Origin of the sequence: Salinimicrobium flavum, from assembly GCF_042684505.1 — a bacterium.
Lineage (GTDB): Bacteria > Bacteroidota > Bacteroidia > Flavobacteriales > Flavobacteriaceae > Salinimicrobium > Salinimicrobium flavum.
Map to the genome: position 1 here is coordinate 156,702 of NZ_JBHULT010000005.1, position 24,666 is coordinate 181,367.

General features: G+C 42.2%; 22 protein-coding genes. 7 read left to right on the plus strand and 15 right to left on the minus strand.

Features of this window, described 5'->3' with window-relative positions; all coding sequences use genetic code 11:
* The first annotated feature begins 178 nt into the window (after positions 1 to 178).
* Positions 179 to 721, plus strand: a complete 543-nt coding sequence (locus tag ACFSTG_RS01200; RefSeq protein WP_380747649.1) for a hypothetical protein — start codon at positions 179 to 181, stop codon at positions 719 to 721.
* Positions 722 to 782: 61 nt separating this feature from the next.
* Here ACFSTG_RS01200 and ACFSTG_RS01205 read toward each other — a convergent pair whose 3' ends face one another.
* On the minus strand, positions 783 to 905 hold the full coding sequence (locus tag ACFSTG_RS01205) for a hypothetical protein (RefSeq protein WP_380747651.1): 123 nt from the start codon (positions 903 to 905) through the stop codon (positions 783 to 785).
* A 210-nt stretch (positions 906 to 1,115) separates the two neighbouring features.
* On the minus strand, positions 1,116 to 2,669 hold the full coding sequence (locus ACFSTG_RS01210; RefSeq protein ID WP_380747653.1) for a protein adenylyltransferase SelO: 1,554 nt from the start codon (positions 2,667 to 2,669) through the stop codon (positions 1,116 to 1,118).
* Positions 2,670 to 2,973: 304 nt separating this feature from the next.
* On the opposite strand from ACFSTG_RS01210, the gene ACFSTG_RS01215 reads away from it, so the two are divergent.
* Both ACFSTG_RS01215 and ACFSTG_RS01220 read left to right on the plus strand, forming a co-directional pair.
* On the plus strand, positions 2,974 to 3,336 hold the full coding sequence (locus ACFSTG_RS01215; RefSeq protein WP_380747655.1) for a hypothetical protein: 363 nt from the start codon (positions 2,974 to 2,976) through the stop codon (positions 3,334 to 3,336).
* A 116-nt stretch (positions 3,337 to 3,452) separates the two neighbouring features.
* Positions 3,453 to 5,579 (plus strand): Tex family protein, encoded by a 2,127-nt coding sequence (locus ACFSTG_RS01220; protein ID WP_380747657.1) that lies wholly within the window; start codon positions 3,453 to 3,455, stop codon positions 5,577 to 5,579.
* A 24-nt stretch (positions 5,580 to 5,603) separates the two neighbouring features.
* Here the strand turns inward: ACFSTG_RS01220 and ACFSTG_RS01225 are convergent, their stop codons facing one another.
* The 3 genes from ACFSTG_RS01225 to rpe form a co-directional block, all read right to left on the minus strand.
* Entirely contained in the window at positions 5,604 to 6,128 is a 525-nt protein-coding gene (locus tag ACFSTG_RS01225; protein ID WP_380747659.1) for a DUF488 domain-containing protein, read from the minus strand.
* A gap of 92 nt (positions 6,129 to 6,220) precedes the next feature.
* Positions 6,221 to 7,228 (minus strand): YpdA family putative bacillithiol disulfide reductase, encoded by a 1,008-nt coding sequence (locus tag ACFSTG_RS01230; RefSeq protein WP_380747661.1) that lies wholly within the window; start codon positions 7,226 to 7,228, stop codon positions 6,221 to 6,223.
* A complete protein-coding gene (gene rpe / locus ACFSTG_RS01235; protein WP_380747663.1) occupies positions 7,215 to 7,877 on the minus strand; it encodes a ribulose-phosphate 3-epimerase in 663 nt (220 codons plus the stop codon). Before rpe ends, ACFSTG_RS01230 begins: the two co-directional genes overlap by 14 nt.
* Positions 7,878 to 7,996: 119 nt before the next feature.
* On the opposite strand from rpe, the gene ACFSTG_RS01240 reads away from it, so the two are divergent.
* Positions 7,997 to 8,131 (plus strand): hypothetical protein, encoded by a 135-nt coding sequence (locus ACFSTG_RS01240; protein WP_380747665.1) that lies wholly within the window; start codon positions 7,997 to 7,999, stop codon positions 8,129 to 8,131.
* A gap of 93 nt (positions 8,132 to 8,224) precedes the next feature.
* Here the strand turns inward: ACFSTG_RS01240 and ACFSTG_RS01245 are convergent, their stop codons facing one another.
* From ACFSTG_RS01245 to tamL, 6 genes are all read right to left on the minus strand, one after another.
* Positions 8,225 to 9,088 carry a sigma-70 family RNA polymerase sigma factor gene (locus tag ACFSTG_RS01245; RefSeq protein WP_029035204.1) on the minus strand — a complete coding sequence of 288 codons (864 nt, stop codon included), beginning with the start codon at positions 9,086 to 9,088 and terminating at the stop codon, positions 8,225 to 8,227.
* Between the two features lie 224 nt (positions 9,089 to 9,312).
* A complete protein-coding gene (locus tag ACFSTG_RS01250; protein ID WP_380747666.1) occupies positions 9,313 to 11,553 on the minus strand; it encodes a polyribonucleotide nucleotidyltransferase in 2,241 nt (746 codons plus the stop codon).
* 300 nt (positions 11,554 to 11,853) lie between these two features.
* Positions 11,854 to 12,123, minus strand: a complete 270-nt coding sequence (gene rpsO, locus ACFSTG_RS01255; RefSeq protein WP_380747668.1) for a 30S ribosomal protein S15 — start codon at positions 12,121 to 12,123, stop codon at positions 11,854 to 11,856.
* A gap of 119 nt (positions 12,124 to 12,242) precedes the next feature.
* Complete coding sequence (accD, locus tag ACFSTG_RS01260; protein ID WP_380747669.1) at positions 12,243 to 13,112, minus strand: acetyl-CoA carboxylase, carboxyltransferase subunit beta; 870 nt, start codon at positions 13,110 to 13,112, stop codon at positions 12,243 to 12,245.
* 69 nt (positions 13,113 to 13,181) lie between these two features.
* A complete protein-coding gene (gene fbaA, locus ACFSTG_RS01265) occupies positions 13,182 to 14,249 on the minus strand; it encodes a class II fructose-bisphosphate aldolase (RefSeq protein ID WP_380747671.1) in 1,068 nt (355 codons plus the stop codon).
* Between the two features lie 42 nt (positions 14,250 to 14,291).
* Positions 14,292 to 16,856, minus strand: coding sequence for a translocation and assembly module lipoprotein TamL (gene tamL / locus ACFSTG_RS01270; protein ID WP_380747672.1), 2,565 nt, complete (start codon positions 16,854 to 16,856; stop codon positions 14,292 to 14,294).
* 37 nt (positions 16,857 to 16,893) lie between these two features.
* Between tamL and ACFSTG_RS01275 the strand changes: the two genes are divergently transcribed.
* A complete protein-coding gene (locus ACFSTG_RS01275) occupies positions 16,894 to 17,631 on the plus strand; it encodes a TrmH family RNA methyltransferase (protein WP_380747674.1) in 738 nt (245 codons plus the stop codon).
* On the opposite strand, the gene porT is transcribed toward ACFSTG_RS01275, so the two are convergent.
* Both porT and ubiE read right to left on the minus strand, forming a co-directional pair.
* Positions 17,625 to 18,335 carry a type IX secretion/gliding motility protein PorT/SprT gene (gene porT / locus ACFSTG_RS01280; RefSeq protein ID WP_380747676.1) on the minus strand — a complete coding sequence of 237 codons (711 nt, stop codon included), beginning with the start codon at positions 18,333 to 18,335 and terminating at the stop codon, positions 17,625 to 17,627. The two genes, ACFSTG_RS01275 and porT, sit on opposite strands and share 7 nt — an antisense overlap.
* Position 18,336: 1 nt before the next feature.
* On the minus strand, positions 18,337 to 19,065 hold the full coding sequence (gene ubiE, locus ACFSTG_RS01285; protein ID WP_380747678.1) for a bifunctional demethylmenaquinone methyltransferase/2-methoxy-6-polyprenyl-1,4-benzoquinol methylase UbiE: 729 nt from the start codon (positions 19,063 to 19,065) through the stop codon (positions 18,337 to 18,339).
* Between the two features lie 131 nt (positions 19,066 to 19,196).
* On the opposite strand from ubiE, the gene trkA reads away from it, so the two are divergent.
* The gene (gene trkA, locus ACFSTG_RS01290; RefSeq protein WP_380747680.1) at positions 19,197 to 20,546 is read left to right on the plus strand and encodes a Trk system potassium transporter TrkA; all 1,350 of its coding nucleotides are present in this window, start codon (positions 19,197 to 19,199) and stop codon (positions 20,544 to 20,546) included.
* Positions 20,546 to 22,042 (plus strand): TrkH family potassium uptake protein, encoded by a 1,497-nt coding sequence (locus ACFSTG_RS01295; protein ID WP_380747682.1) that lies wholly within the window; start codon positions 20,546 to 20,548, stop codon positions 22,040 to 22,042. Before trkA ends, ACFSTG_RS01295 begins: the two co-directional genes overlap by 1 nt.
* A gap of 252 nt (positions 22,043 to 22,294) precedes the next feature.
* On the opposite strand, the gene ACFSTG_RS01300 is transcribed toward ACFSTG_RS01295, so the two are convergent.
* Both ACFSTG_RS01300 and ACFSTG_RS01305 read right to left on the minus strand, forming a co-directional pair.
* Positions 22,295 to 23,485: a pyridoxal phosphate-dependent aminotransferase gene (locus tag ACFSTG_RS01300; RefSeq protein WP_380747684.1), complete on the minus strand. Its 1,191-nt coding sequence runs from the start codon at positions 23,483 to 23,485 to the stop codon at positions 22,295 to 22,297.
* 18 nt (positions 23,486 to 23,503) lie between these two features.
* Complete coding sequence (locus ACFSTG_RS01305) at positions 23,504 to 24,604, minus strand: fatty acid desaturase family protein (protein ID WP_380747686.1); 1,101 nt, start codon at positions 24,602 to 24,604, stop codon at positions 23,504 to 23,506.
* Positions 24,605 to 24,666 lie beyond the last annotated feature (62 nt).

Below are 24,666 nucleotides of genomic sequence, written 5' to 3' on the forward strand. Positions count from 1 at the left end.
AAGAAGCTGAGCTTGCTCAAAGCTTCGAAAGGGAACAAAAAAGCGCAACGCTGAAGGCGTTGCGGACTTTCTATTTTCAGGCGAGGCGCCCAGGGAAAGACGAAGTCAATCCTTTTAAGAAAGCTGAGCTTGCTCAAAGCTTCGAAAGGGAACAAAAAAAAGTGCAACGCTGAAGGCGTTGCGGACTTTCTATTTTCAGTCGGGACACCCAGGGAAAGACGAAGTCAATCCTTTTAAGAAAGCTGAGCTTGCTCAAAGCTTCGAAAGGGAACAAAAAAGCGCAACGCTGAAGGCGTTGCGGACTTTCTATTTTCAGGCGAGGCGCCCAGGGAAAGACGAAGTCAATCCTTTTAAGAAAGCTGAGCTTGCTCAAAGCTTCGAAAGGGAACAAAAAAGAGCAACGCTGAAGGCGTTGCGGACTTTCTATTTTCAGGCGAGGCGCCCAGGGAAAGACGAAGTCAATCCTTTTAAGAAAGCTGAGCTTGCTCAAAGCTTCGAAAGGGAACAAAAAAGTGCAACGCTGAAGGCGTTGCGGACTTTCTATTTTCAGGCGAGGCGCCCAGGGAAAGACGAAGTCAATCCCTTCCGGAAAGCTGAGCTTGCTCAAAGCTTCGAAAGGGAACCAAAAAGCGCTACGCTGAAGGCGTTGCGGACTTTCTATTTTCAGGCGAGACACCCAGGGAAAGACGAAGTCAATCCAATCAATGATCAAAACCAATGATCAATTAACAGGTCACGTCTATGGAGTCAGAGATCCTGATATGGACGTAAGGTGAGTACGATTATGCGATAAAGCCGAGCAGCACCAGAAAAATAAAAAATGCAGCTGCCAGCAGGTTGTCTGACCAGGCTTCGAGGATCGATACCTTCTCCTTATTCTTGGAATCTTTTTCTTCTGTGCTCATCTTGTGAATTTTTAAGGTTCGACTCTACTTCTAAAAAATTCTCTAAAAGAGAATGGACATCTAATTTAGAAAATTTTATGATTCCTACAAACGAGTTGCTGTTAAATCTCTGAACCTGAACCTCAAAAACTTATTCTGTCGGGACATCACTGATCTATTTCTGACTAAAAATTTAACATTTAAATCTGGAATTGGATTACGATTGAAATGTTAGGAACTGCAGGATAGCATGGAACAACCGGGTTTTTGAGAAGCCCAGTCGGGCCTTTTTGTCACAAGACTCTCATAGCCTTCGGAAGAATAAGGGTTTTTAAGCGCCTCCTGTAATTGTACAAACAAGTCATTCTTGCCTTTTTCAAGTTCCTCTATTGCCTGGTGTAAAAGATAATTCCGCAGTATAATTCGGGGGTTGTTCCTGTTCATTATGGTTACAGAGTTTTCCCGGGAAATACTAATATTTTGTAGTCTTCGGGAATATGCCAGGATGAGATTTTTAAAGGTCATAGCTTCAGAGTCATCCAGATCATTGTAAAAGGCTTCCTTGAAATGAGACATTATCTGGTCTTCTTTAGTTTCCGCAGTAACCCCGGCGAGGAGTCGGTAGAAAAGAGTCATATCCGGCTGGATCTCAGACAGGGTTTTTTCAAATTCGGAGATCAGGTCTTTATCAGCTTTTTCAACTTTATCCAATCCAAGTTTTTTCCCCATCATTCTGTAGTACCCATTCCAGAATATTTCTTCATATGAGGCCAGTGCTTCCTCAAGCATTTCGGGTTCCTCGAAAAGCAGGGAAAGGGTATTTGCCAATTTTCCAAGGTTCCAGTAAGCTACTGAGGCCTGATTTCCGAAGGCATAGCGGCGGCCGGGAAGATCAGTGGTATTGGGAGTGAAGTTGTGATCGTAATTGTCGAGGAAAGAAAAGGGTCCGTAATCAAGGGTTAGACCCAGGACCGACATATTATCTGTATTCATTACGCCATGCACAAACCCCACTCGCTGCCATTCAACCATTAACAGGGCCGTCTTTTCTACAATTTCCTGGAAAAAAGAAAGTACCTTGTTTTCGCCGGTAAGGTGGGGGTAGTAACGGGCGATTGTCCAGTCTGCCAGTTGCCTTAATTTTTCGTTCTCGCGTTGGGCTGCCAATAATTCAAAACTTCCGAAGCGCAGAAAAGAAGGGGCGACGCGGGTAACAATGGCCCCGGGTTCATATTGAGGATTTCCGTTATAGAACATATCCCGCAGTATCTTTTCACCCGTGGTCACCAGGCTTAGGGCCCGGGTAGTGGGTATTCCCAGATGATGCATTGCCTCGCTAATAAGGTATTCGCGCACAGAGGATCGCAATACCGCCCGGCCATCTGCCCTACGGGAGTATGCCGTAGGACCGGCTCCTTTTAACTGCAGCTCAAAAACTCCTTTTTTAGATTCCAGTTCACCCAGGGTGATCGCCCTACCGTCACCTAACTGTCCTGCCCAATGACCAAATTGATGCCCGGCATAACAGGCCGCATAAGGGAACATTTCAGAGGTAATTTTATTGCCTGCCAATATCAATATATCTTCCTTAGAAGGAGAAGAGATCTCAAGATCGGCTGCAAGGTCATTGGTCCAGGCTAAAATCTCTGGTTTGGGAACAGGAGTAGGTGCAGCCTTACTGTACAGGACTCCGGGAGTTTGCCGGGGCGTGCGGTCTCCTGTATGGTCACCCGCAAAGGTGCGGGTAAATTCATTTTTAAACTCCTTCTCATGTAAAGCTTTCATTGATGCTGATTTTCGTGTTTTATAACCTCGGCAAGGATAGTACCAAGATAAAATTACTTTTCTGAAATACAGGGCTGGCGGAAATGATTTAATGTAGTTGTTTTCCTTCCGAATAATAATAATACCCTAACTTGAAGGTTATTAGACAGACAATTTTGCGTTACATGGATTTTCTGACAGAATTTGCTTTAGTTTTTTAACAGCTGCTTAATGAATGGCTGCTGAAAAAGTTAAACCTGAATTAAAAAGTATCGGCACATTGATGAACTACCCTACTTTTAATAAAAATTGAAAAATGATTGTTATGACTTCATACCAGAGTAGAAACCAAATTCACAGCGAGCTGCAGAGAATGTTGCCGCACCAGATAGAAGAATGTATGGAATGTGACGAATTGCCACAGACCTTGCATCAATTGATCATGCACAATTTTCAGGCGCGATTTGTTTGTTACGACAAAAAGACCGGCACTATTGAAGTGGGGGTTGAAGACCAGGAAGCCATAGACAGTTATCCCAAGATCACGGTTCAAAAGTTCAAGCTGGGAGAGACAGTATCACAACTGTCCAGGACCTTTAGAAAAAGTGATCAAGACCTGAAATTTTATGGGAAGTTACTTGCAGGCAATAATTCTGCTGCCAAAATCGATGACGTAGTCCTTGTTTAAACCTGCAGTACTACCCAATTTAAAAGCCTTCTGATGCCCCTCAGAAGGTTTTTTTTATTCCCGGTGATTTACATTCTATCACAGGTAGTTTATCTTTGGGTTCCAAAATTCCGGTCATGACCACAATAGACTTCATTGTTTTCCGCTCTCATTTACCCGTAAAAAACGTAAAGAATACGGTGCAGCTTTTGGCAGAAGGTGCTACCATTCCTTTTATTTCCCGGTACAGGAAAGAAATTACCGGCGATCTTGATGAAGTCCAGATAGGGGAAATTCTTAAATTTAAAACTGAATACGAGGAACTGAAGAAACGGAAAGCGACTGTTTTAAAAGCTATTTCTGAACAGGATGCCCTCACTCCTGAGCTGGAGAAAAAGATAAAATCTGCGGCCGATCTTTCACGATTGGAAGACTTATATCTTCCTTATAAAAAGAAGCGAAAAACAAAAGCAGACATTGCCCGGGAACTCGGCTTAGAACCCCTGGCAAAGATACTGATGGCACAGAATTCAGAAAATATAGAAGCTGTGGCCCAAAAATATACCGGGAAGGAATTGCTGTCTGCCAAAGCAGCCCTGCAGGGAGCCAAAGATATTGCTGCTGAATGGATCAATGAACATGAGGGGGTTCGAAACCAGCTTCGGAAGCTTTTTCAAAAGCAGGCCGAAATAATTTCAAAGGAGGTTAAAAAGAAAATAGAAGAGGAGAATGCCCAGAAATACCGGAATTATTTTGACTGGAAGGAAAGCCTGAACAAGATACCTTCCCACAGATTACTGGCAATTCTCAGGGCTGAAAAAGAAGGTTTTGTGAGAGTGAAGGTAGAAGTTGAAAAAGAAGATGCTTTACAGATCATTGACCAATTTATTCTGAAAGGAGCAAAAACCAGTTGTACCCCTTTAGTGGAAGAAGCCATTAATGATGCTTACAAAAGGTTTCTGCATCCGGCACTTTCGAATGAGGCCATGGCCTCAGCAAAGGAAAAAGCAGATGAAGGAGCCATTCAGGTCTTCGCAGATAACCTTAGACAATTACTTTTAGCTCCCCCGCTAGGCTCAAAGAGGATTTTGGCGCTTGACCCCGGATTTAAATCGGGTTGTAAACTGGTTTGCCTTGACGAACAAGGCAATTTGCAGCATAACGAGACCATTTATCCGCATCCGCCGCAAAAGGAAGTGGCAATGGCTTCCAAAAAAGTAAAATCACTGGTCAATGCCTACAACATTGAGGCTATTGCGATTGGTAATGGGACAGCTTCCCGGGAAACAGAATTTTTCATCAAAAAAATACATTTTGACAGGGATGTGCAGGTCTTTATGGTCAATGAGGCTGGAGCTTCAGTTTATTCAGCTTCAAAAATAGCCCGAGCAGAATTTCCTACGTTTGACGTTACGGTAAGAGGAGCAGTCTCCATTGGCCGCCGATTGGCAGATCCCCTGGCTGAACTGGTAAAAATAGATCCGAAAGCCATTGGAGTGGGGCAGTACCAACACGACGTGGACCAGGCAAAACTGAAAAATGAACTTGACCGTGTTGTTGAGAGCTGTGTGAATTCAATAGGTGTGAACCTGAACACTGCCAGTGCACCGTTATTGAGCTATGTTTCCGGGATCGGCCCCGCATTAGCCGAAAATATCATCAACTTCCGCAGCGAAAAAGGAGAGTTTTCTTCCCGAAAGGAACTGCTGAAAGTTCCGCGCCTAGGTGCAAAGGCTTTTGAACAGGCCGCAGGTTTTCTAAGAGTACCAATTTCTGAAAACCTGCTCGATAATTCCGCTGTCCATCCTGAAAGCTATGGGGTCGTGGAAAAAATGGCCACCGATCTAAAGGTGGACCTAAAAGAAATTATTGGCAACAAAGCCCTCATTTCCAAAATCACTCCCGAAAATTACATTTCTGAAACGATAGGTTTACCTACTATAAATGACATTTTGCATGAGTTGGAAAAACCTGGAGTAGATCCGAGAAAGTCAGCTAAGGTCTTTGAGTTTGATCCCAACGTGAAGTCTATTAAGGACCTGAACCCGGGAATGAAATTGCCGGGGATCGTAAACAACATTACTAACTTTGGATGTTTTGTAGATATCGGTATCAAGGAAAGCGGGCTCGTACATATCTCAAAACTGGCAAATGAGTTCGTGAGTGATGTAAATTCTGTGGTCAAACTACACCAGCACGTACAGGTAAGGGTGATGGAAGTTGATGAGCAGCGGAAGCGAATTCAATTGTCCATGATCGATTAGGAGGGAATTTTGGGTTTTAAAGCTTTATTCCTTATAAACCAACTTCCCGTTTTCAATCTTTGCGGGTTTTGTGTAAGGATGCTCAGTAGTTTTATCTTTTCCCATTATATGAAGTACTTCCCAGTTGTCGGCTTTAAGATAATCTGATATCATCGCACGGTGACAACTCCACCACACTGCTTCAGAACACATGATGGCGGTACGTTTTTCAGAAGCAATGGCTTTAAGTTCTTCTACAGTAGTTTTAAATTCAGCGGTTTCCATATAGTCAGCGTACCCGCGAAAGGAAGGATGCCGCCATACCTGGTTTACAGAATCGGGTTTTGCCTTACGCCTGCCGCCCAGTTTCTCAAAATGGAAATACAAAATATCATTTTTAGGCAGGGACTGTTCCATCGAGTCCTTGTTAAAGTGCGGATATTTACGGGAACCGGGATAACGTCGAATATCAACAACAGCTTCTATCTTATGTGCTTTTAACCATTCCACGAACTCCTCCAGAGGATGAGTGGAATGACCTATGGTCCATATAGTTCGCTTAGATCCCATATTTATCAAAATTATAAAAGTTTTTTGGTAACGAGCGGGTGAGAGGACTGGGGAGACGGGGAGACGACGGGACGACGGGACGAGGGGATTGGTTAACGTTGATGACTTTGTTCTCCTAACTTGTTAACTATGTCTTCTACGATCATTTCAGCATGTACCCGGGAGTTTTCAATGAACCACTTGTGGGTTTCGGTACCGCCGCAAATGACCCCGGCGAGATAAATACCTTTTACATTAGATTCCATGGTTTCGGGGTTGTACCGGGGGATCTTTCTGCCGTCTTCAGATAATTTGATCCCGATGTTTTTCAGGAATTCGAAATTCGGTCGGTAGCCGGTTAACAGGAGCACCCAGTCGTTTTCCAGGACCTGCTCTCCATCTTTGGAAGAGATGACCACCTCATTTTCCCTGATCTCTTTGATCTCTGCATTAAATACGGCTTTAATGCTGCCTTCATCAATCCGGTTATCAATATCTGGCTTCACCCAGTATTTTACCCGTTCCCCAATCGCAGGTCCGCGGACGATCATAGTCACATCTCCACCTTTTCTATAGATCTCCAGTGCGGCATCTACAGCCGAATTACTGGCGCCTACCACTATGGTCTTCTGCGTGGCATAGAAATGAGGATCACCGTAATAATGGGCTACCTTAGGCAGGTCCTCACCGGGAATATTTAAATAATTAGGGATGTCATAAAATCCTGTGGCAATAATCACATTTTTGGTACTGTAGTTTCCCTTAGAAGTGGTGATCTTGTGGAGATCGTTATCTAAAGTCTGGATTTTTTCTACCTTTTCAAAAAGCTGAATTTTAAGATGATTTGAAGTAACAATCCTTCTATAGTACTCTAAGGCCTCCTGTTTGTGCGGTTTCGGATTAATACTGATAAAAGGAATTTCATCCAGTTCAAGCTTTTCCGAAGTCGAAAAGAAGGTCATGTTTGACGGGTAGTTGTACAACGAATTCACCAGCGTGCCCTTTTCTAAAATGAGATAGGAAAGCCCTTTCTTTTTGGCCTCCAAAGCACAGGCAATGCCAATAGGTCCACCGCCTACAATAACAAGGTCGAATATTTCCTCCTCCTTATGAATTGACAAGGGCTTTCAGGTTTTTGATCGTTTGGGTAGGATCTTCGGCTTTAAAAACAAAGCTGCCTGCCACCAACACATCTGCACCGGCTTCTATTAACCGGGCGGCATTTTTATCGGTTACCCCACCATCAACTTCTATGAGAGTAGAGGCATTGTTGCGTTCTATGATCTGCTTCAGTTTTTTTACTTTTTTAAAGGTGTTTTCAATGAAGCTTTGACCTCCAAATCCCGGATTGACACTCATCATACACACCAGATCGATATCTCCAATTACATCTTCCAGTAGATCTACAGAGGTGTGTGGATTGATTGCTACTCCGGCTTTCATGCCTTCAGCTTTGATTGCCTGCAGCGTTCTGTGTAAATGGGTGCAGGCCTCATAGTGCACCGAAAGGATATCGGCTCCCAAAGCTGCAAATTCTTTAATGTACCTGTCGGGGTCAACGATCATAAGATGAACATCAATCGTTTTTTTTGCGTGCCTGTTGATCGCTTCCAGCACAGGCATTCCGTAGGAGATATTAGGAACGAAGACTCCGTCCATGATATCTATATGAAACCAGTCGGCTTCACTGTTATTGATCATTTCAAGGTCCCGCTGCAGGTTTCCGAAATCTGCTGCTAAAACAGAGGGGGCAATAAGTTTCGTGCTCATAAATTGTGTGTGTTTTGCAAAAGTAACAAGAATTATGCTAATGAGGGTTTTATAGACTAAGGAGGTTAAGAAAATAAGGAATTTTGTAACTTCAGGAATATAATTTAAAAGAGAACACTATGGAAGTGGAGGAAAAATCAAATAAAAGAAAATACGGTAGAATGGGATGCCTTGTGGCTGTGCTGGTTGTGGTGATCATTTTGATCCTAATGGCTCTTGGTATCATTGGGAATTCAGATTGGGCAAATCTGTAAAAAAATGAACCCCGGTAATCACTCCGGGGTTCTATCATCAATCAATCAAAAAACGAACAGTTCTTTAAAACTGTTGGTCATCTTTACCGGGAATTATCCCAGGTATGTTTTCAAGATCTTGCTTCTTGAAGTATGTTTTAATCTTCTGATAGCTTTTTCTTTGATCTGTCTGACTCTTTCTCTGGTAAGATCAAAAGTCTCACCAATTTCTTCCAGGGTCATTGGATGTTGATCCCCCAACCCAAAATATAAGCGAATAACATCTGCCTCACGTGGGGTTAAGGTCTCCAGAGCTCTTTCGATCTCAGTACGTAAAGATTCATGAAGTAATTCCCTGTCAGGGTTTGGTGATTCCCCTGAACGAAGAACATCATAAAGGTTTGAATCTTCACCTTCTACAAGAGGGGCGTCCATTGATACGTGACGGCCCGAATTCTTCATGGACTCCTTAACATCGTTAATGGTCATGTCAAGTTCTTTGGCGATCTCTTCTGCGGAAGGCGGACGCTCATGTGATTGCTCTAAAAAAGCAAAGGTCTTATTGATCTTGTTGATTGAACCAATCTTGTTCAAAGGCAGACGCACAATTCTTGACTGCTCGGCCAGTGCCTGAAGTATAGACTGACGGATCCACCAAACGGCATAGGATATGAATTTGAAACCACGGGTCTCATCAAATCGTTTGGCAGCTTTAATTAATCCTAAATTACCTTCATTTATAAGGTCGGGAAGGGTCAAGCCCTGGTTTTGATATTGTTTCGCTACAGATACCACAAAACGCAGGTTTGCCTTTGTTAGCTTTTCTAAAGCACGGTCATCACCCGCTTTTATTCGTTGTGCCAGTTCCACCTCTTCATCGGCAGTGATCAGGTCAACTTTACCAATTTCTTGCAAATACTTATCCAGCGAAGCAGTTTCACGGTTTGTTACCTGCTTCGTAATTTTAAGTTGTCTCATCTATCGTCTCCTTGGATTTTATTGTGAATAACTCTTGTAGATAGTTATACGTAAAGAGGCGGGAAAATGTTACACAAGAAATAAAGATAAGGAAAAAAATAATTGGTTCTTCTGTAAAATGGGAGTTTTTCTGTGCTTTAATCCTTACAAATCCCTAATATCCATAAAAAAAGAGCGCCCAGCTAATTAGCAGGGCGCTCCGTATTTATGTAAAAACAGTTTTTTTAGTTCCTGTCTTCCCTGTTCCTGTCTCTGTTCCCTCCACGAGATCTGTCATCACGTCCACGGTTGTCACGACTATCACGTCTTCCTCCGTCACGGTTATTGTCTCTTGGTGGTCTTGGAGAATATCCTTCAGGCTTTTCAAGCAATGCTTTTCTTGAAACTTTAGGTTTTCTTGTTTTTGGATCAATGCCCAGGTACTTCACTTCGAAAACATCTCCCATGTTCACTACATCAGAAACATTTTCTGTGCGCTCCCATGCCAGTTCAGAAACGTGAAGTAATACTTCGTTTCCTTTGGCATTAGTATATTCAACTACGGCTCCGAAGTCAAGCATCTTAACTACTTTAACTTCGTAAACCTTTCCAACTTCAGGTTTGAAAGTAATTGCTTTAATTCGCTTTTTCACTTCGTCGATCATCTCCTGGTTAACACCAAGGATCTCGATCACTCCCATTTCATCAATTTCTTCGATGACAATGGTAGTTCCGGTTTCCTTCTGCATCTCCTGGATCACTTTTCCACCTGGTCCTATCACGGCTCCAATGAATTCCTGAGGGATCTCCACTTTTTCCATTTTTGGAGCATGTGCTTTCACATTGGCGTTAGGCTGAGCAATAGTCTCAGTAATTTTATCCAGGATGTGAAGACGTCCTTCTCTTGCCTGCTTTAAGGCCTTAACAAGGATTACGTAAGGCAGACCTTTTACTTTGATATCCATTTGGCAGGCAGTAATACCATCAGCCGTTCCGGTTACCTTAAAGTCCATATCTCCAAGGTGATCTTCATCTCCAAGGATGTCTGAAAGTACTGCATAACGCTCCCCGTCAGAGATGAGTCCCATTGCGATTCCAGATACCGGCTTTTTCATTTGAATACCTGCATCCATCAATGCCATAGTTCCCGCACAAACGGTTGCCATAGAAGAAGAACCATTAGATTCCAAAACTTCAGAAACAATTCTTACGGTATAAGGACAATCCTCGGGGATCATATTTTTCAAACCTCTTTGTGCCAGGTTTCCGTGTCCTATCTCGCGGCGTGAAGTTCCTCTTATTGGGTAGGCTTCCCCGGTACAGAACGGTGGAAAGTTATAGTGCAGATAGAAAGTTTCCTCTCCCTGATGGGTAGGCATATCTATCATATTGGCCTCTCTCGAAGTACCCAGAGTCACTGTGGCAAGTGCCTGAGTTTCCCCACGGGTAAAGATAGCAGAACCATGAACTGAAGGAAGATAATCGACCTCACTCCATATGGGACGAATCTCGTCTGTCTTTCTTCCATCAAGACGAAGTCCTTCAGCAAGGGTCAATTCCCGTACTGCCTCTTTTTCTGTTTGACTATAATATTTTTTGATCAGATCCTTGTTTTCTTCGAGTTCTTCTTCAGAAAACATTGCCAGTACTTCTTCCTTAACTGCAGAAAAAGCTTCCCCGCGGTCTTTTTTGCCGTGACCACCTTTAGCGATGTCGTATATTTTTTGATATACTGCCTCACGTACTTTGGTTTCAATAGCCTCATCAGATTTGGCTTCGGGGTATTCCCTTACAGGTTTTCTTCCGAAGGCGTCAGCAAGACGATGTTGTGCTGCGATCTGATCTTTAATGGCATCATGAGCAAATTTAATAGCATCTGCCATTTCTTCTTCGCTGATCTCTTTCATTTCACCTTCTACCATCATCACTGAGTCTTCTGAAGCTCCAATGATCATATCGATATCAGATTCTGCCAACTGGCTGCGACTTGGGTTGATCACGAATTCACCGTTGATCCTTCCCACACGGGCTTCAGAAATTGCAGTTTCAAAAGGGATATCTGAAAGTTGAATCGCTGCGGAAGCTGCCAATCCTGCAAGAGCATCGGGCATAACTTCTTCATCATGTGACATTAACTGGATCATTACCTGAGTTTCTGTCCTGTAATCTGAAGGGAAAAGTGGACGCAGTACGCGGTCAACAATTCTCATTACAAGGATCTCTCCATCACTTGGGCGGGCTTCTCTCTTGAAGAAACCGCCGGGATAACGACCTGCGGCTGCAAATTTCTCCCTGTAATCAACAGTTAACGGAAAGAAATCCATCGTGCTTTCCTTGTAAGAAGAAACGACAGTACAAAGTAACATGGCGTCTCCCATTTGTACAACAACAGAACCATGGGCCTGTTTTGCTAATTTTCCGGTCTCGATGGAGATGGTCCTGCCGTCCCCAAGATCGATGACCTCTTTAAATGTTTTTGGAATCATAATAATTTAAATTCTTCCTGCGGTTTCGCAGGTGTTAAACAATGGTCTCCCGTCTACAGGACGGGGCTGGTTGTGTTGTTGTTGGGTTGTTGTAAGACCAATGAAAAACTACCTTTTTAAACTTTGACACTATGCCTAAGTTTACAGGGATGTTTTGGCTTTTATTCCTGATTTATTTCAGGATAAAAATTTACACAGAATTTTCTCAGCAAAAGAGGAAAAACCAAATAAATTTAAAAGCATTGTTGTTTTGCAGAAGAAAAAAGGGATAAAAAAAGGGGCCGCAAAGCCCCTAAAAAATTATTTTCTTAAACCTAATTCCTTAATGATTTCCCGATATCTAACGATATCTTTCTTCATTAAGTAATCCAGCAGGCTTCTTCTTTTACCTACTAATTTAACAAGTGATCGTTCTGTATTGTAATCTTTACGATTATTCTTCAGGTGCTGAGTCAAATGTTCAATGCGGTGAGTGAATAATGCGATTTGGCCTTCAGCAGACCCTGTATCATTCTTTCCCTTGCCGTGTTTCGCAAAAAGATCTTGTTTTGCGTCTTTTGTTAGATACATTCCAATATTAATTTTAATGATTTTTATGTATTTGGCAGGTTTTCTGCCAGGCGGCAAATATACTACTTTCTTTTTATTTACTAGTCTTCAGACATTTAAATTTTGTAGGGTTTGAAGTCTCAATGGGTTACTCCAGGCCTTAAAGGTTGGTTCTGAATCAAATCAATATACTGGTTCACCTTGTTCTTTAATTCTGAACGTTTGGTAATGAAATCAAGAAAACCGTGTTCCTTTAGGAATTCAGAGGTCTGGAAATCTTCAGGAAGGTCTTTTCCGGTTGTATCTTTTACCACGCGGGGTCCTGCGAAACCAATCAATGCTCCCGGTTCGGCAATATTGATATCCCCTAACATTGCAAAAGAAGCCGTCGTTCCGCCGGTTGTAGGATCTGTACACAAGGAAATATAGGGAATACGGGCATCTGCCAGTTGTGCCAGTTTAGCTGAAGTTTTTGCAAGCTGCATAAGAGAATAAGCAGCTTCCATCATTCTGGCGCCACCAGATTTAGAGATGACCATTAAAGGGATCTTGTGTTCAAGAGCATAATTTGCCGCACGTGAGATCTTCTCACCTACCACAGCGCCCATGGAACCTCCAATGAATTTAAAATCCATACAGGCGATCACAATATCCTTTCCTTTTGATTTACCCACGGCAGTTCGAACTGCGTCTTTAAGTCCTGTTTTTTCCTGGGCAGCCGCCAAACGATCGGTATATTTCTTGGTGTCCTCAAAATTGAGTGGATCCCTTGAGGTAAGATCTTTGTCAAGTTCAGTGAACTTGTTGTCGTCAAAAAGAATCTTGAAATATTCGTTACTTCCAATCCTTACATGATAACCGTCTTCAGGACTAACATAGAAATTCTTCTCCAGTTGCTCTGCGTCTACGATCTTACCGGTAGGGGATTTATACCATAAACCTTTTGGTACATCCTTCTTGTCTTCGGTAGCAGTTTGTATTCCTTTTTGTGTTCTTCTAAACCAGGCCATTGAGTGTAGGATTTAAAAAATTCCGGGATGTAAAGTACATAAAACCCCGGAATTTTATTCTATTTCTGATTAAAGTGTATTGATATTATTAAGGTCTTCAAAAGCCTTTTTTAGACGGGCTTTAAAGGTAAGCTCTCCTTCCCTTACCCATTTCCTGGGATCATAGTATTTCTTATTAGGAACTTCAGCCCCCTCAGGATTCCCTATCTGGGATTTTAAATATTCTGCCTTACTTCCCATATAGTCCCTGATTCCTTCGGTATAAGCATACTGAAGATCTGTGTCTATATTCATCTTGATCACCCCGTATCCAATTGCTTCCCTTATTTCTTCAACAGTAGAACCACTTCCGCCATGGAAAACAAAGTCGATGGTATTTTCACCAACACCGAATTTCTTCGAAACATGTTCCTGTGAATTCTTAAGGATCACCGGAGTTAATTTGACATTTCCGGGCTTGTAAACACCATGCACGTTTCCAAAGGCGGCAGCGACAGTGAACTGGTCACTTATTTTGCTCAATTCCTCATAAGCATAAGCCACTTCTTCAGGTTGGGTATATAATTTGGAAGAATCGATATCTGTATTGTCTACCCCGTCTTCTTCACCTCCTGTAACCCCAAGCTCGATCTCTAGAGTCATCCCCATTTTGCTCATTCGCTCCAGGTATTTTTTAGAGGTCTCGATGTTCTCTTCGATAGGCTCTTCAGAAAGATCAAGCATATGCGAACTGTATAGTGGTTTCCCGAACTGCTTAAAATGTTTTTCACTGGCATCCAGCAAACCGTCAACCCATCCTGTAAGTTTTTTTGCACAATGATCTGTATGAAGTATTACTGTAGCTCCATAAAGTTCGGCCAGTTCATGAACGTGTTTAGCACCTGCAACTGCTCCTGCAATAGCAGCTTTTTCGTTCTCGTTTGAAAGTCCTTTTCCTGCATTGAACTGGGCTCCCCCGTTAGAGAACTGGATGATCACCGGGGCATTTAATTCTGCAGCAGTTTCCAAAACGGCGTTGATACTGCTTGAACCTATTACATTAACTGCCGGAAGGGCGAATTTTTTGCTTTTTGCATATCTGAAGATCTCCTGTACTTCTTTTCCTGTGGCTACTCCGGGTTTTATATTGTGACTCATATTATTTTGTTTAGGGTAACAAAAATAAGAAATTTAGTTGGCTTAGAAAGGATAATTAATACCTACATTATAGACCGCATTGGCCAGATTATAATCCCTGAACCATCTTCTTCCTTCGGGTCCTGCCGGATTGTAGGTTTTAAATCCAATATCAAACCTGAGAACGAAAAAATCGAAATCATATCGCAGTCCAATTCCTGAACCAATGGCGATCTCCTCCAGGTCTGCGAGGGAGGTAAAGGTGGAAGCTTCCTCTTCTACCACATCAAGTACATTCCAGATATTCCCGGCATCCACAAAAATGGCGCTGTTAAGGTCTCCAATGAGGTTATACCGGTATTCGGCACTTAAGGCGATCTTCATGTTGGCTTCATTGAATTCGTTTCTTCCACCACTGCTTCCGGGCCCAAGGGAATAAGGTTGCCAGGCCCTGTTGTCATTAGGCCCTCCCGCGAAGAAACTGCGAATAAAAGGAATACTGTTCGAATTTCCGTAAGGAATGGCTATTCCACCAAAGGTCCTTATAGCAAAAACGTTATCTCTGCCAAATTCCCAATGTTTGATATAATCGATTTCTGTTTTGACATATTGAGAAAAATTCACTCCAAAGATATTATACCTTCCGTCTTCATCCTTCTGAAGGTTAGCAATCCCGGAAATAGCTGAAAGGACATTTCCTGCAGCTTCAACTTTCACCCTTAACCTGGAAAAATCTTCGTCATAGATGTTTTCCTTTTTGTTGAGGATGTAGGAGAAATTTGAGGCAAAGATCAAATTGTCTTCAGAAAGCCTGTTTTTTCTTTCCCTTATGTCATTAAGTTCCTGAGATTGGGAAGGGGTGAGATTGTCGATATTTCCCTGCCTGACATCCCTAAGGAAAAGATCGGCACCATCGGGGATCTCCAGTTTTTTCATTCCGTCATCGCCAATTACAAAATATTCTTCGGAAGGGGAGATATTTTCTGAAGTGGCAATTTCATTTAGTTCCTGATAGGAATTGCGGTAAACGTTGAAGTAGTTATCGGTATTCAGGTTTCTTATGTACTGGACGTTGACCAGGTCAAGAAGATGGGTCAGGTTTTCTGAAGGAAGCCATCGATAATTCATGATGGCAAGAAGGCTTTGTTTGTCCAGGCCAATATTGGTCTGGGTGCTGGCTCCCAGGCTGAACTTTGTAAAGGGATACATGAATTTAGGAATGAATCTTTCCGTGGAAACCGGGAACAATATCCGTGGCAGGGTAAGGTCTACATCCATTCCCACTTCTGTTATATCAAAGAACCTGTCATCATCATTCGCGGCATCTTTGGAGGAGCCAATACTTCCCCGTCCCGAAATTTCCAGGATCTCTGCACCTTTGAAGATATTCCTTATCAAAAGGGAACCTCCAAATCCTATCCCGAATTTTTGAATGTTACTTTGTGAAACGTCAAACTCAAAACCAAGAGAATACCTTTGTCTGGCAGTTAAGAAGATATTGGCGATAAGGTCTGTTCCGGTGCTATCAGCAGGATCTTCGATATACTGGATGTTGGGATATCGAAAAATACGCAGTTGGTTCAATCGGTTGTAGGTAAGGCTTCGTTGCTCGTCAGAGTAGATGCTTTCCGGGGTTATGAAGATCGCGTTAGTGAGGGCCTTTGGTTTATATTTTAGTTTATCAAAACTGTAAATATAGTATCCTTCATTGGAGGCTGTATCTGTGACCGGTTCTTTTCGGTTTTCAAAATTGAAATCCGGAAAAATATTTACCCGGCTAATTTTATGGACCTTGAACGGGATCCTGGTCTGGATTCCGTTAACGGTTGCCTGCCGGTTTTGAATGATTACCGAAGTGTTGACCTTTTGATTGGTATTGATGGTATCTGCCTCAAAACTGATGTATTCCTGTTCAAAATGAAAGAGTCCGTTATTCCTGTAAAGTGATGTGAGGCGTTCCCTTTCTGCCCCAAAATCAGCAGTCTTATATTGCCTTCCCTCCACGATCTCAGAATCTGCACGATGTACATTATAAATAGAATCTGCTACTATAGAGGCTATCCTGGTAGAAATTGAATCTACCCGGTAAGGTTCTTTTGGTTGTACATAATAATTTACGGTAGCCCTTCTTTTTTTCTGCGGAAGGATCTCATAACTGGTTTCAGCATTGAACCATCCGTTGTTCCAGTACCAGGCCTTCAGTCTTTCAGAAGATCTTTTGGTGAGACTGGTATCGACAATAGCGGGTGGCTCTCCTGTCTCCTTGATCCAGTTATTGATATTGACATAAATGTTGCCCAGACGTACCACCTGTTTTTCAGACAGTACGTTTACCAGTCTTTCCTTACGGTTTTCTTTTTTGTTCAACCAGTGATTAAATGTGGAATCGGGATTGGCCTTGGCAAGGTTGTAAAAATGTAATTGTAGTGGTATGCCGAGTATACGGGAATTTGGCTCCTGGTAAAGTTGATTGTAGATCCTCCTTTCAGAGATCTCTTCCCCGTCAACTATGATTTTGTTGTGAGTTAGTAAATGTTCATCATTTGGAACTCTTTTAACGGCATTGCAGGAAAAAAGTAAGCTTACGGTTAAAAGAATTAATGATATTTTTGCCTCAAAGTATTTCAAGTAGTGATTTTAAAGTGTTCAAAAATACAACTTTGGTATGTTTAGCAAAAGCCAATTCAAACTAATAAACAGTCTGTCTCAAAAAAAGTACAGGTATAAACACAGACTGTTTGTAGTAGAAGGAATAAAGGCTGTTTCTGAGCTGCTTGAGTCAGATCTTGAACTTCATTCATTATTTACGACCCGGGATATTTTTAAGGCTGAAAAGGAAAAAACTTTCATAATAGAAGAATCTGAGCTTAGAAAGATCAGTAACCTTATCACCCCTCAAACATCCCTGGCAGTTTTTCACATGCCCGAAGGTCACGAGCCGGTTTTAGAAGGATTGGTCGTGGCACTCGACGGAGTCCAGGATCCCGGTAACCTTGGTACTATCATACGCATGTGTGACTGGTTTGGGATTTCCCAACTTATTTGTTCTATGGGAACAGTGGACTGTTACAATTCAAAAGTGGTGCAGGCTACCATGGGTTCCATTGCAAGGGTAAAGATAATTTATACCTCCCTGCCTGAGTTGCTTGGACAGGTCCAACCCTCGATTCCTGTTTTTGGGGCTTTTTTAGAGGGGGAGAATATCTACACTCATTCTTTACCTGCAGAAGGCCTTATAGTCATGGGAAATGAGGCTTCGGGAATAACCCCTGAAGTTGAAGCTCTTATCACTACCAAACTTGTGATCCCTCAGTTTGGAAAAGAGCAAAATACAGAAAGCCTGAATGTGGCCACTGCTACTGCTATATTTCTGAGTGAATTCTGCCGGAGGCAGTTCTATTGAAAGGTAAAATTCAGGAATAATCCCCTGGAGGACATTTTGTCAACATTTCCGGTATACATACTGGCGGGGTCGTTATCATCCCTTACCAGTTCGTCATTAATGGCAAATACTCCCCTGATGGAAGGGGTGAATTTGAAGTAATACAGATAAAGATCGATCCCGAAGCCTATTTCATAATAATAGGAGTTCGTTGTCATCCTGAACTGCCCCTCATAATTATCTTCCGGGTTGTTCTCATTACTCGAAAGGTTTAGGGAAGTAGAAACTCCTCCCACCACGAAAGGCTTGAAATTGTTTATTCGGGTGGTAGAGAATTTTAATAATAAAGGAACATGGACGTATGTGGAGTTGATCTCCCTAAAGGTATCCCCATCGGCTTTCCAGAATTGAAAATTGATCCGGTTGAAAGAAACCCCTGGTTCCAGGCGTAGGTCTAAATGATCACTCAAGCGTAGATTTCCTACCAGCCCTACATTAAAACCTATTGTTCGGTCTACAGAGAAATCTTTTCCGGTAGAAGGGTTGGCACTATAATCTTTATAGTCAAAATTGAGATCATACGTATTAAATCCAAGAAAATATCCCCAGGACCAGCGTTGCATGTCAAAATTAGGATTGTTGATCACTTTATCGCCTGAAAAAATCTGGGCTTGTGCAGGTAAAATGCTTAAAAAAAATATAGCTAGGATAAGAGTCTTCTTCATATTACTTTAATGCGGAATATATGGTGGCCACTCCCATAGTTTGTGGTTTATCTTCTACCTTACTAAACCCTGTTTTTCTTAAAATATTGTTGAAGTTCTCTCCATAGGGAAAGGCAGCTGCACTTTCACTAAGATAAGAATAGGCGACTTTATCTTTAGAAAAAAGTTTTCCTATCAAGGGAAGCAGGTTCCTTGAATAAAAATTATATCCTTGTTTGAAAGGAAATTTGGTAGGTACTGAAGTTTCCAGAACTACAAGGATCCCACCCGGTTTGAGGACCCTGTAAATTTCTTCCAGTCCTTTTTCCAGGTCTTCAAAATTTCTCACCCCAAAAGCTACCGTGATAGCGTCAAAACTATTGTCGCTAAAAGGGAGAGCTTCAGAATCACCCTGTATCATTTCAATTTTTCCGGTTAGGTTTTTTTCATTGATCTTCTTGCGGCCTACATTCAGCATTCCTTCAGAAAGATCAAGTCCAACGATCCTTTTAGCTCCTGTTTGAGCAAGGCTAATTGCCAGGTCACCCGTACCTGTTGCGATATCCAGAACGGATTCCGGATTGGTGTCGGACACCATTTTCACAACCTTTTTTCTCCATTTCACATCGATACCAAAAGAAATGACCCTGTTCAATCCATCGTAATTGGTAGAAATGGTATCGAACATTTGTTCCACCTGTTTCTTTTTATTCAGTTGAGAATCTTTATATGGAGTGACCTTTTTTGACATGTTGAAATTTTTGCCAAAGATACAAGTTTATAGCCCATTTGCTTCTTGTAGGCCATAAATAGTTAAAAGGTACTTTGTTTTGGTTGAGGTAAATACCTTAACTTTGTATCTCTTGAACCTAATTTTCCCTTATGAAAATAATAATTGCCGGTGCCGGTGAAGTAGGATTCCATTTAGCAAAATTATTATCGTATGAATCTCAGGATATTACTCTAATAGATATCAACAGGGAGAATTTACTGTATGCAGACACACATCTCGATATACGAACTATGCGTGGAGATGCCACCTCTATAGCAGTATTGAAAGATGCGCAGGTAAAAGACGTCGACCTGGTAATTGGTGTGACCAGTAGTGAAACTACAAATATTACGGTTTGCGTACTGGCAAAACAATTAGGTGCCCGTCGTACCATTGCCAGAATTGCCAATACTGAATTTCTGGACAATAAGGAGGAAATTGGATTTGTACAGTTCGGGATAGATGAACTTATTTCTCCTGAAGCCCTTGCCGCCCGTGAAATTGAATTACTCCTTAACCAGTCTGCCTTTAACGACAGCTACGAGTTTGAGAATGGCGCCCTTACTATGTTGGGTCTTGTGCTATCAGATTCGGCTGCTTTTGTAGGGAAATCTGTAAAAGAAACGGCAAAAATATTTCCGGGAATACATTTTATGCCCATTGCCATGCAAAGGAAAGGCACCCAGGAAACCCTCATTCCGCGGGGGAATACCGTATTTAGAGAGGGGGATCAGGTTTATTTCATCACTACCAAAGGAGGGGTAAATGACTTGTACAAACTTACAGGAAAGGTAAGGCAGGAAATTAAGAATGTCATGATCCTTGGAGGAAGTAAGATCGGAAGAAAGACCACCTACGACCTCTGCAAGAAAAAACTGAACGTAAAACTCATAGAAAGCGATAAAAAAACAGCTTTTGATCTGGCAGATGAACTTCCGAAGGCTCTAATTATACATGGTGACGGAAGAAATGTGGAACTTCTTGAGGAGGAGAGCATACAGGATATGGATGCTTTTATTGCTGTTTCGGGAAACTCTGAAACCAATATTATGACGTGTCTGGTGGCCAAATCCAAAAATGTCAAAAGAACGATAGCCCTGGTTGAAAACATGGATTATTTTCAACTTAGCCATTCCATAGGGATAGATACCCTTATCAATAAAAAACTGCTGGCAGCCAATAATATCTTCAGATATATTAGAAAAGGGGAAGTGGTTGCCATGACCCGGCTGAACAATATGGATGCCGAATTGCTGGAATTCATTGTTAAACCATCGTCTAAAGTGGCGAATAAGAAAATAATAGATCTGGATTTTCCCCGCTCAGCAATTATTGGGGGGATCGTAAGGGACGGGATCGGTCAGATCGCACTTGGAGAATTCAAGATAAGGGCAGGGGACCGCGCGGTTATTTGTTGTTTGCCGCATGCCCTTGGTAAGATCGAAAAAATGTTCTTGTAATGCCTAGACTGAACAAGCCCATTATTTCCCACATTATGGGGCTGCTGTTGCTGTGCAACGGCGGATTCATGTTAACTGCTGCCGCAGTTAGTATGTATTATCGGGATGGCGTAGCGCTCGATATCTTTACGGCAGCCCTGCTCACAATAGTGTCAGGAGTAGTTTTGATGTTCCTTACCAAAGGCCACAGAAAGGAAATAAAGAAGAGGGATGGATACCTCATCGTCACCATAGGATGGATACTAATGGCGGTAAGTGGTACCCTTCCATATGTTTTGAGCGAAAGCATTCCTTCCTTTACAAATGCCTTTTTCGAAACCATGTCTGGTTATACGACCACCGGAGCAACTATTCTTATCGATATTGAATCTATTCCGCGTGGAATTCTTTTTTGGAGAAGTCTTACCCATTGGATTGGAGGGATGGGGATCATCGTTTTGGCTATTGCCATTCTCCCTTTATTGGGAATAGGAGGGATGCAGCTTTTTGCTGCAGAAGCACCCGGTCCCAGTGCAGATAAACTTAAGCCAAGAATAACCGACACTGCAAAAAGACTTTGGTTGATCTACGTAGGACTTACCCTGGCCGAAACCTTACTTTTGAAACTGGCCGGAATGAGTCTTTTTGATGCCGCCAATCATTCTTTAAGTACCCTTTCGACCGGTGGGTTTTCAACCAAAAATGCAAGTCTCGCTTACTGGAATAACAATCCAATGATCCAGTATATCGTCATTCTTTTTATGTTCCTGGCAGGTACCAACTTCGTAATAAGTTATTTCGGATTTAAAGGTAAGTTTAGGAAGGTGGGAAGGGATGAGGAATTTAAATGGTATTCTTATTTTATAATTTCCTTTTCTATTATTGCTGCTCTTGTCATTTATTTTAAAGCAGATGTTGGACTTTCCTCCATTGAACATCCAATGGTCTTTGGGGAGTTTGAAAGCGCCTTTAGGCATGGTCTTTTCCAGGTTCTTGCAGTTGTGACCACCACCGGCTTTGTAACAGCAGATTATACCTTATGGACGCCCTTTTTGACGGTTTTCTTCTTCGGAATGTTCTTTTTAGGTGGCTCTGCAGGATCTACTGCCGGAGGGGTGAAAGTGATGCGCCACGTGATCATGATAAGGAACGGGCTGACCGAATTCAAGCGGACCTTGCACCCTAATGCAGTTTTACCGGTTCATTATAACGGAAAAAGCATCAACAAGAGGATCGTTTTCAACATCCTGGGGTTCTTTATCCTTTATATGCTGTCTTTTATAATTGGGGCAGTGGTGCTGGCCTCAATGGGTCTTGATTTTGAAACGGCTATAGGAGGTGCAGCATCTTCCTTAGGAAATGTAGGTCCTGCATTCGGGATCCTGGGTCCCGTGAATAATTATGAAGCGCTTCCATTACTTGGAAAATGGTGGTGTGCCTTTCTTATGTTGATAGGAAGACTTGAACTATTCACCGTATTGATCTTATTAACCCCATTCTTCTGGAGGAACAGGTAACTTAAGTGTTCAATGATCAGTTGACAGTTTTTTCCAATTACCTGGAAGATTAGTTGGCGCCGATTTGTAATTAGTGACAATACCAGGTACCAAGGCAGCAAATTCCAAATTCCAGATTCCAATTAAAACAAGAGGTCTCAATAATGAGATTTTTGAGACGTCTTGTTTTAGGTTCTATTATTCTCGAAATTATATTATATAAAAAATCCCTGGTTATTCAACAGGGATTTTAGTTGGATCTTTTAGAAAATACTAGTTCTCAGAAATGGCATTTTTGATGCGCTTCATTGCTTCCTCAATTTCAGATTCACTTGCGGCATAGGAGAACCTGATGCAGTTTGGGCTTCCAAAAGCGTCTCCGGTTACCGTGGCAACAAGGGCTTCTTCCAGGAGGAACATTGAAAAATCTGTCGCATCATTTATTTGGTGGCCTTTTAGGGTCTTTCCGAAGAAATAAGAAACATCGGGGAACACATAAAAAGCTCCTTCCGGTTCAGTGATCTGAAAGCCCGGAATATCACTTAAAAGGTCGACCATTAATTTCCTCCGGCTTTTAAACCTGTCGATCATGTACTGGATTTTACTCACGGGAGCTTCCAAAGCGGTAATGACCGCCCTCTGTGCAATACAATTGGCGCCACTGGTGATCTGGCCCTGCATTTTGTTACAGGCCCGGGCGATCTCTGCCGGAGCCCCGATATATCCAATTCTCCAACCTGTCATTGCGAAGGCTTTAGATACCCCGTTAACGGTTACCACCCGGTCATACATGTCTTCAAACTGGGCCATTGAAGCATGATCACCCACGAAATTAATGTGTTCGTAGATCTCATCGCTTACTACTATAATGTCTGGATGTTTTACCAAAACATCTGCTAAGGCCCTTAATTCTTCTTTGCTGTAAACCATCCCGCTTGGGTTGGAAGGAGAGCTGTACCACAGCATTTTTGTTTTTGGGGTGATGGCGGCCTCTAGCTGCTGGGGCGTCATCTTGAAATCAGATTCTACGCTGGTAGGTACCTCGATGGGTATACCTTCTGCAAGTTTTACGATCTCTGCATAACTTACCCAGTAAGGACAGGGCAAAATCACCTCATCTCCGGGATTAAGCATGACCATGGCAACATTAGCCAGTGATTGCTTTGCTCCTGTTGAAACCACGATCTGTGATCTGTCATAGGTTAAGGCATTGTCACGTTTGAATTTGTGAATGATGGCATCTTTTAATTCCACATATCCGTCTACCGGGGTATAGGAATTGTAATTATCATTGATCGCTTTTATGGCCGCTTCCTTGATGAAATCGGGGGTATTAAAATCCGGTTCTCCCAGGCTTAGGCCAATGATGTCTTTTCCTTCTGCCTTCAACTCCCTCGTTTTGGCTGCCATAGCCAAGGTCTGAGAGGTAGACATGCTTTTAATACGGTCAGATAAATTGTACATGTGAAAATGGTTGGTTGATTAAGCTGAAACTGCAGGTTTCGCTCCCATTTCCTTCAAGTGGCGGAAATGAGCGGCAATAGCAGCCCTGGTAGTTTTGTACTCGTTATATGGCAACTGGCATTCTTTTGCGGTCTCCTTTACGATCTTTGAGATCTTACTGTAGTGGATGTGACTGATATTTGGGAAAATATGGTGTTCCACCTGGTGGTTAAGCCCACCGGTAAACCAGTTAACGATCTTATTGCGGGTAGAGAAATTTACTGTAGTGAACAACTGGTGGATAGCCCATGTATTCTTCATTGATCCTGTATCATCAGGTAGGGGCATATCTGTCTTTTCTACTACATGGGCCAGCTGGAAGACGATGCTCAGGATAAGTCCGGCGGTGTAGTGCATCACGAAAAATCCTAAAAGGATCTTCCACCAGGAAATAGAAAGAATCAACATAGGGATGACGATCCAGATGGATACATAAAGAAGTTTAGTTACAGCCAAAAGGCTCCATTGTTTAATCGGGCTTGGCATTTTTCCGTAAGATAATTGCCGTGCAAGATAACGTTTGGTTTGTTTGAAATCTGTAGTCAGGGCCCAGTTAAAGGTTAGTAATCCATACAGGAAAACGGAGTAATAATGTTGAAACCTGTGAAAGCTGTGCCACTTCGCGTGATTTGAGAACCTTATGATACGCCCGGCATCCAGGTCTTCATCGTGCCCGTGAATATTTGTATAGGTATGGTGAAGTACATTGTGTTGAACCTGCCAGTTATAAACATTCCCGGCAAGAATGTAAATAGTTCCTCCCATCAATTTATTGACCCAGTTTTTCGTGGAATATGACCCATGGTTTCCATCGTGCATGATATTCATGCCAACACCGGCCATACCAATTCCCATGACCACCGTAAGCAACAACATCCACCATTGGGAAATGTCAAGCGTAAGGATCAGGAAATAAGGAGTGAGGAAAAGTGAAAACATAACAATGGCCTTGAAATGTAAACGCCAGTTTCCTGTTTTCGATAACTGATTCTCGTTAAAATATTGATTGACCCTTTTGTTCAGCGTGCGGAAAAATTTAGCTGAATCTATGCGGGAGAAACGTACAGATGTGGTATTCATTTATGTAAAAATATGTAATAAAATTAATATACAAAGGTAGAATATAAAAGTTCTTTTGGAGT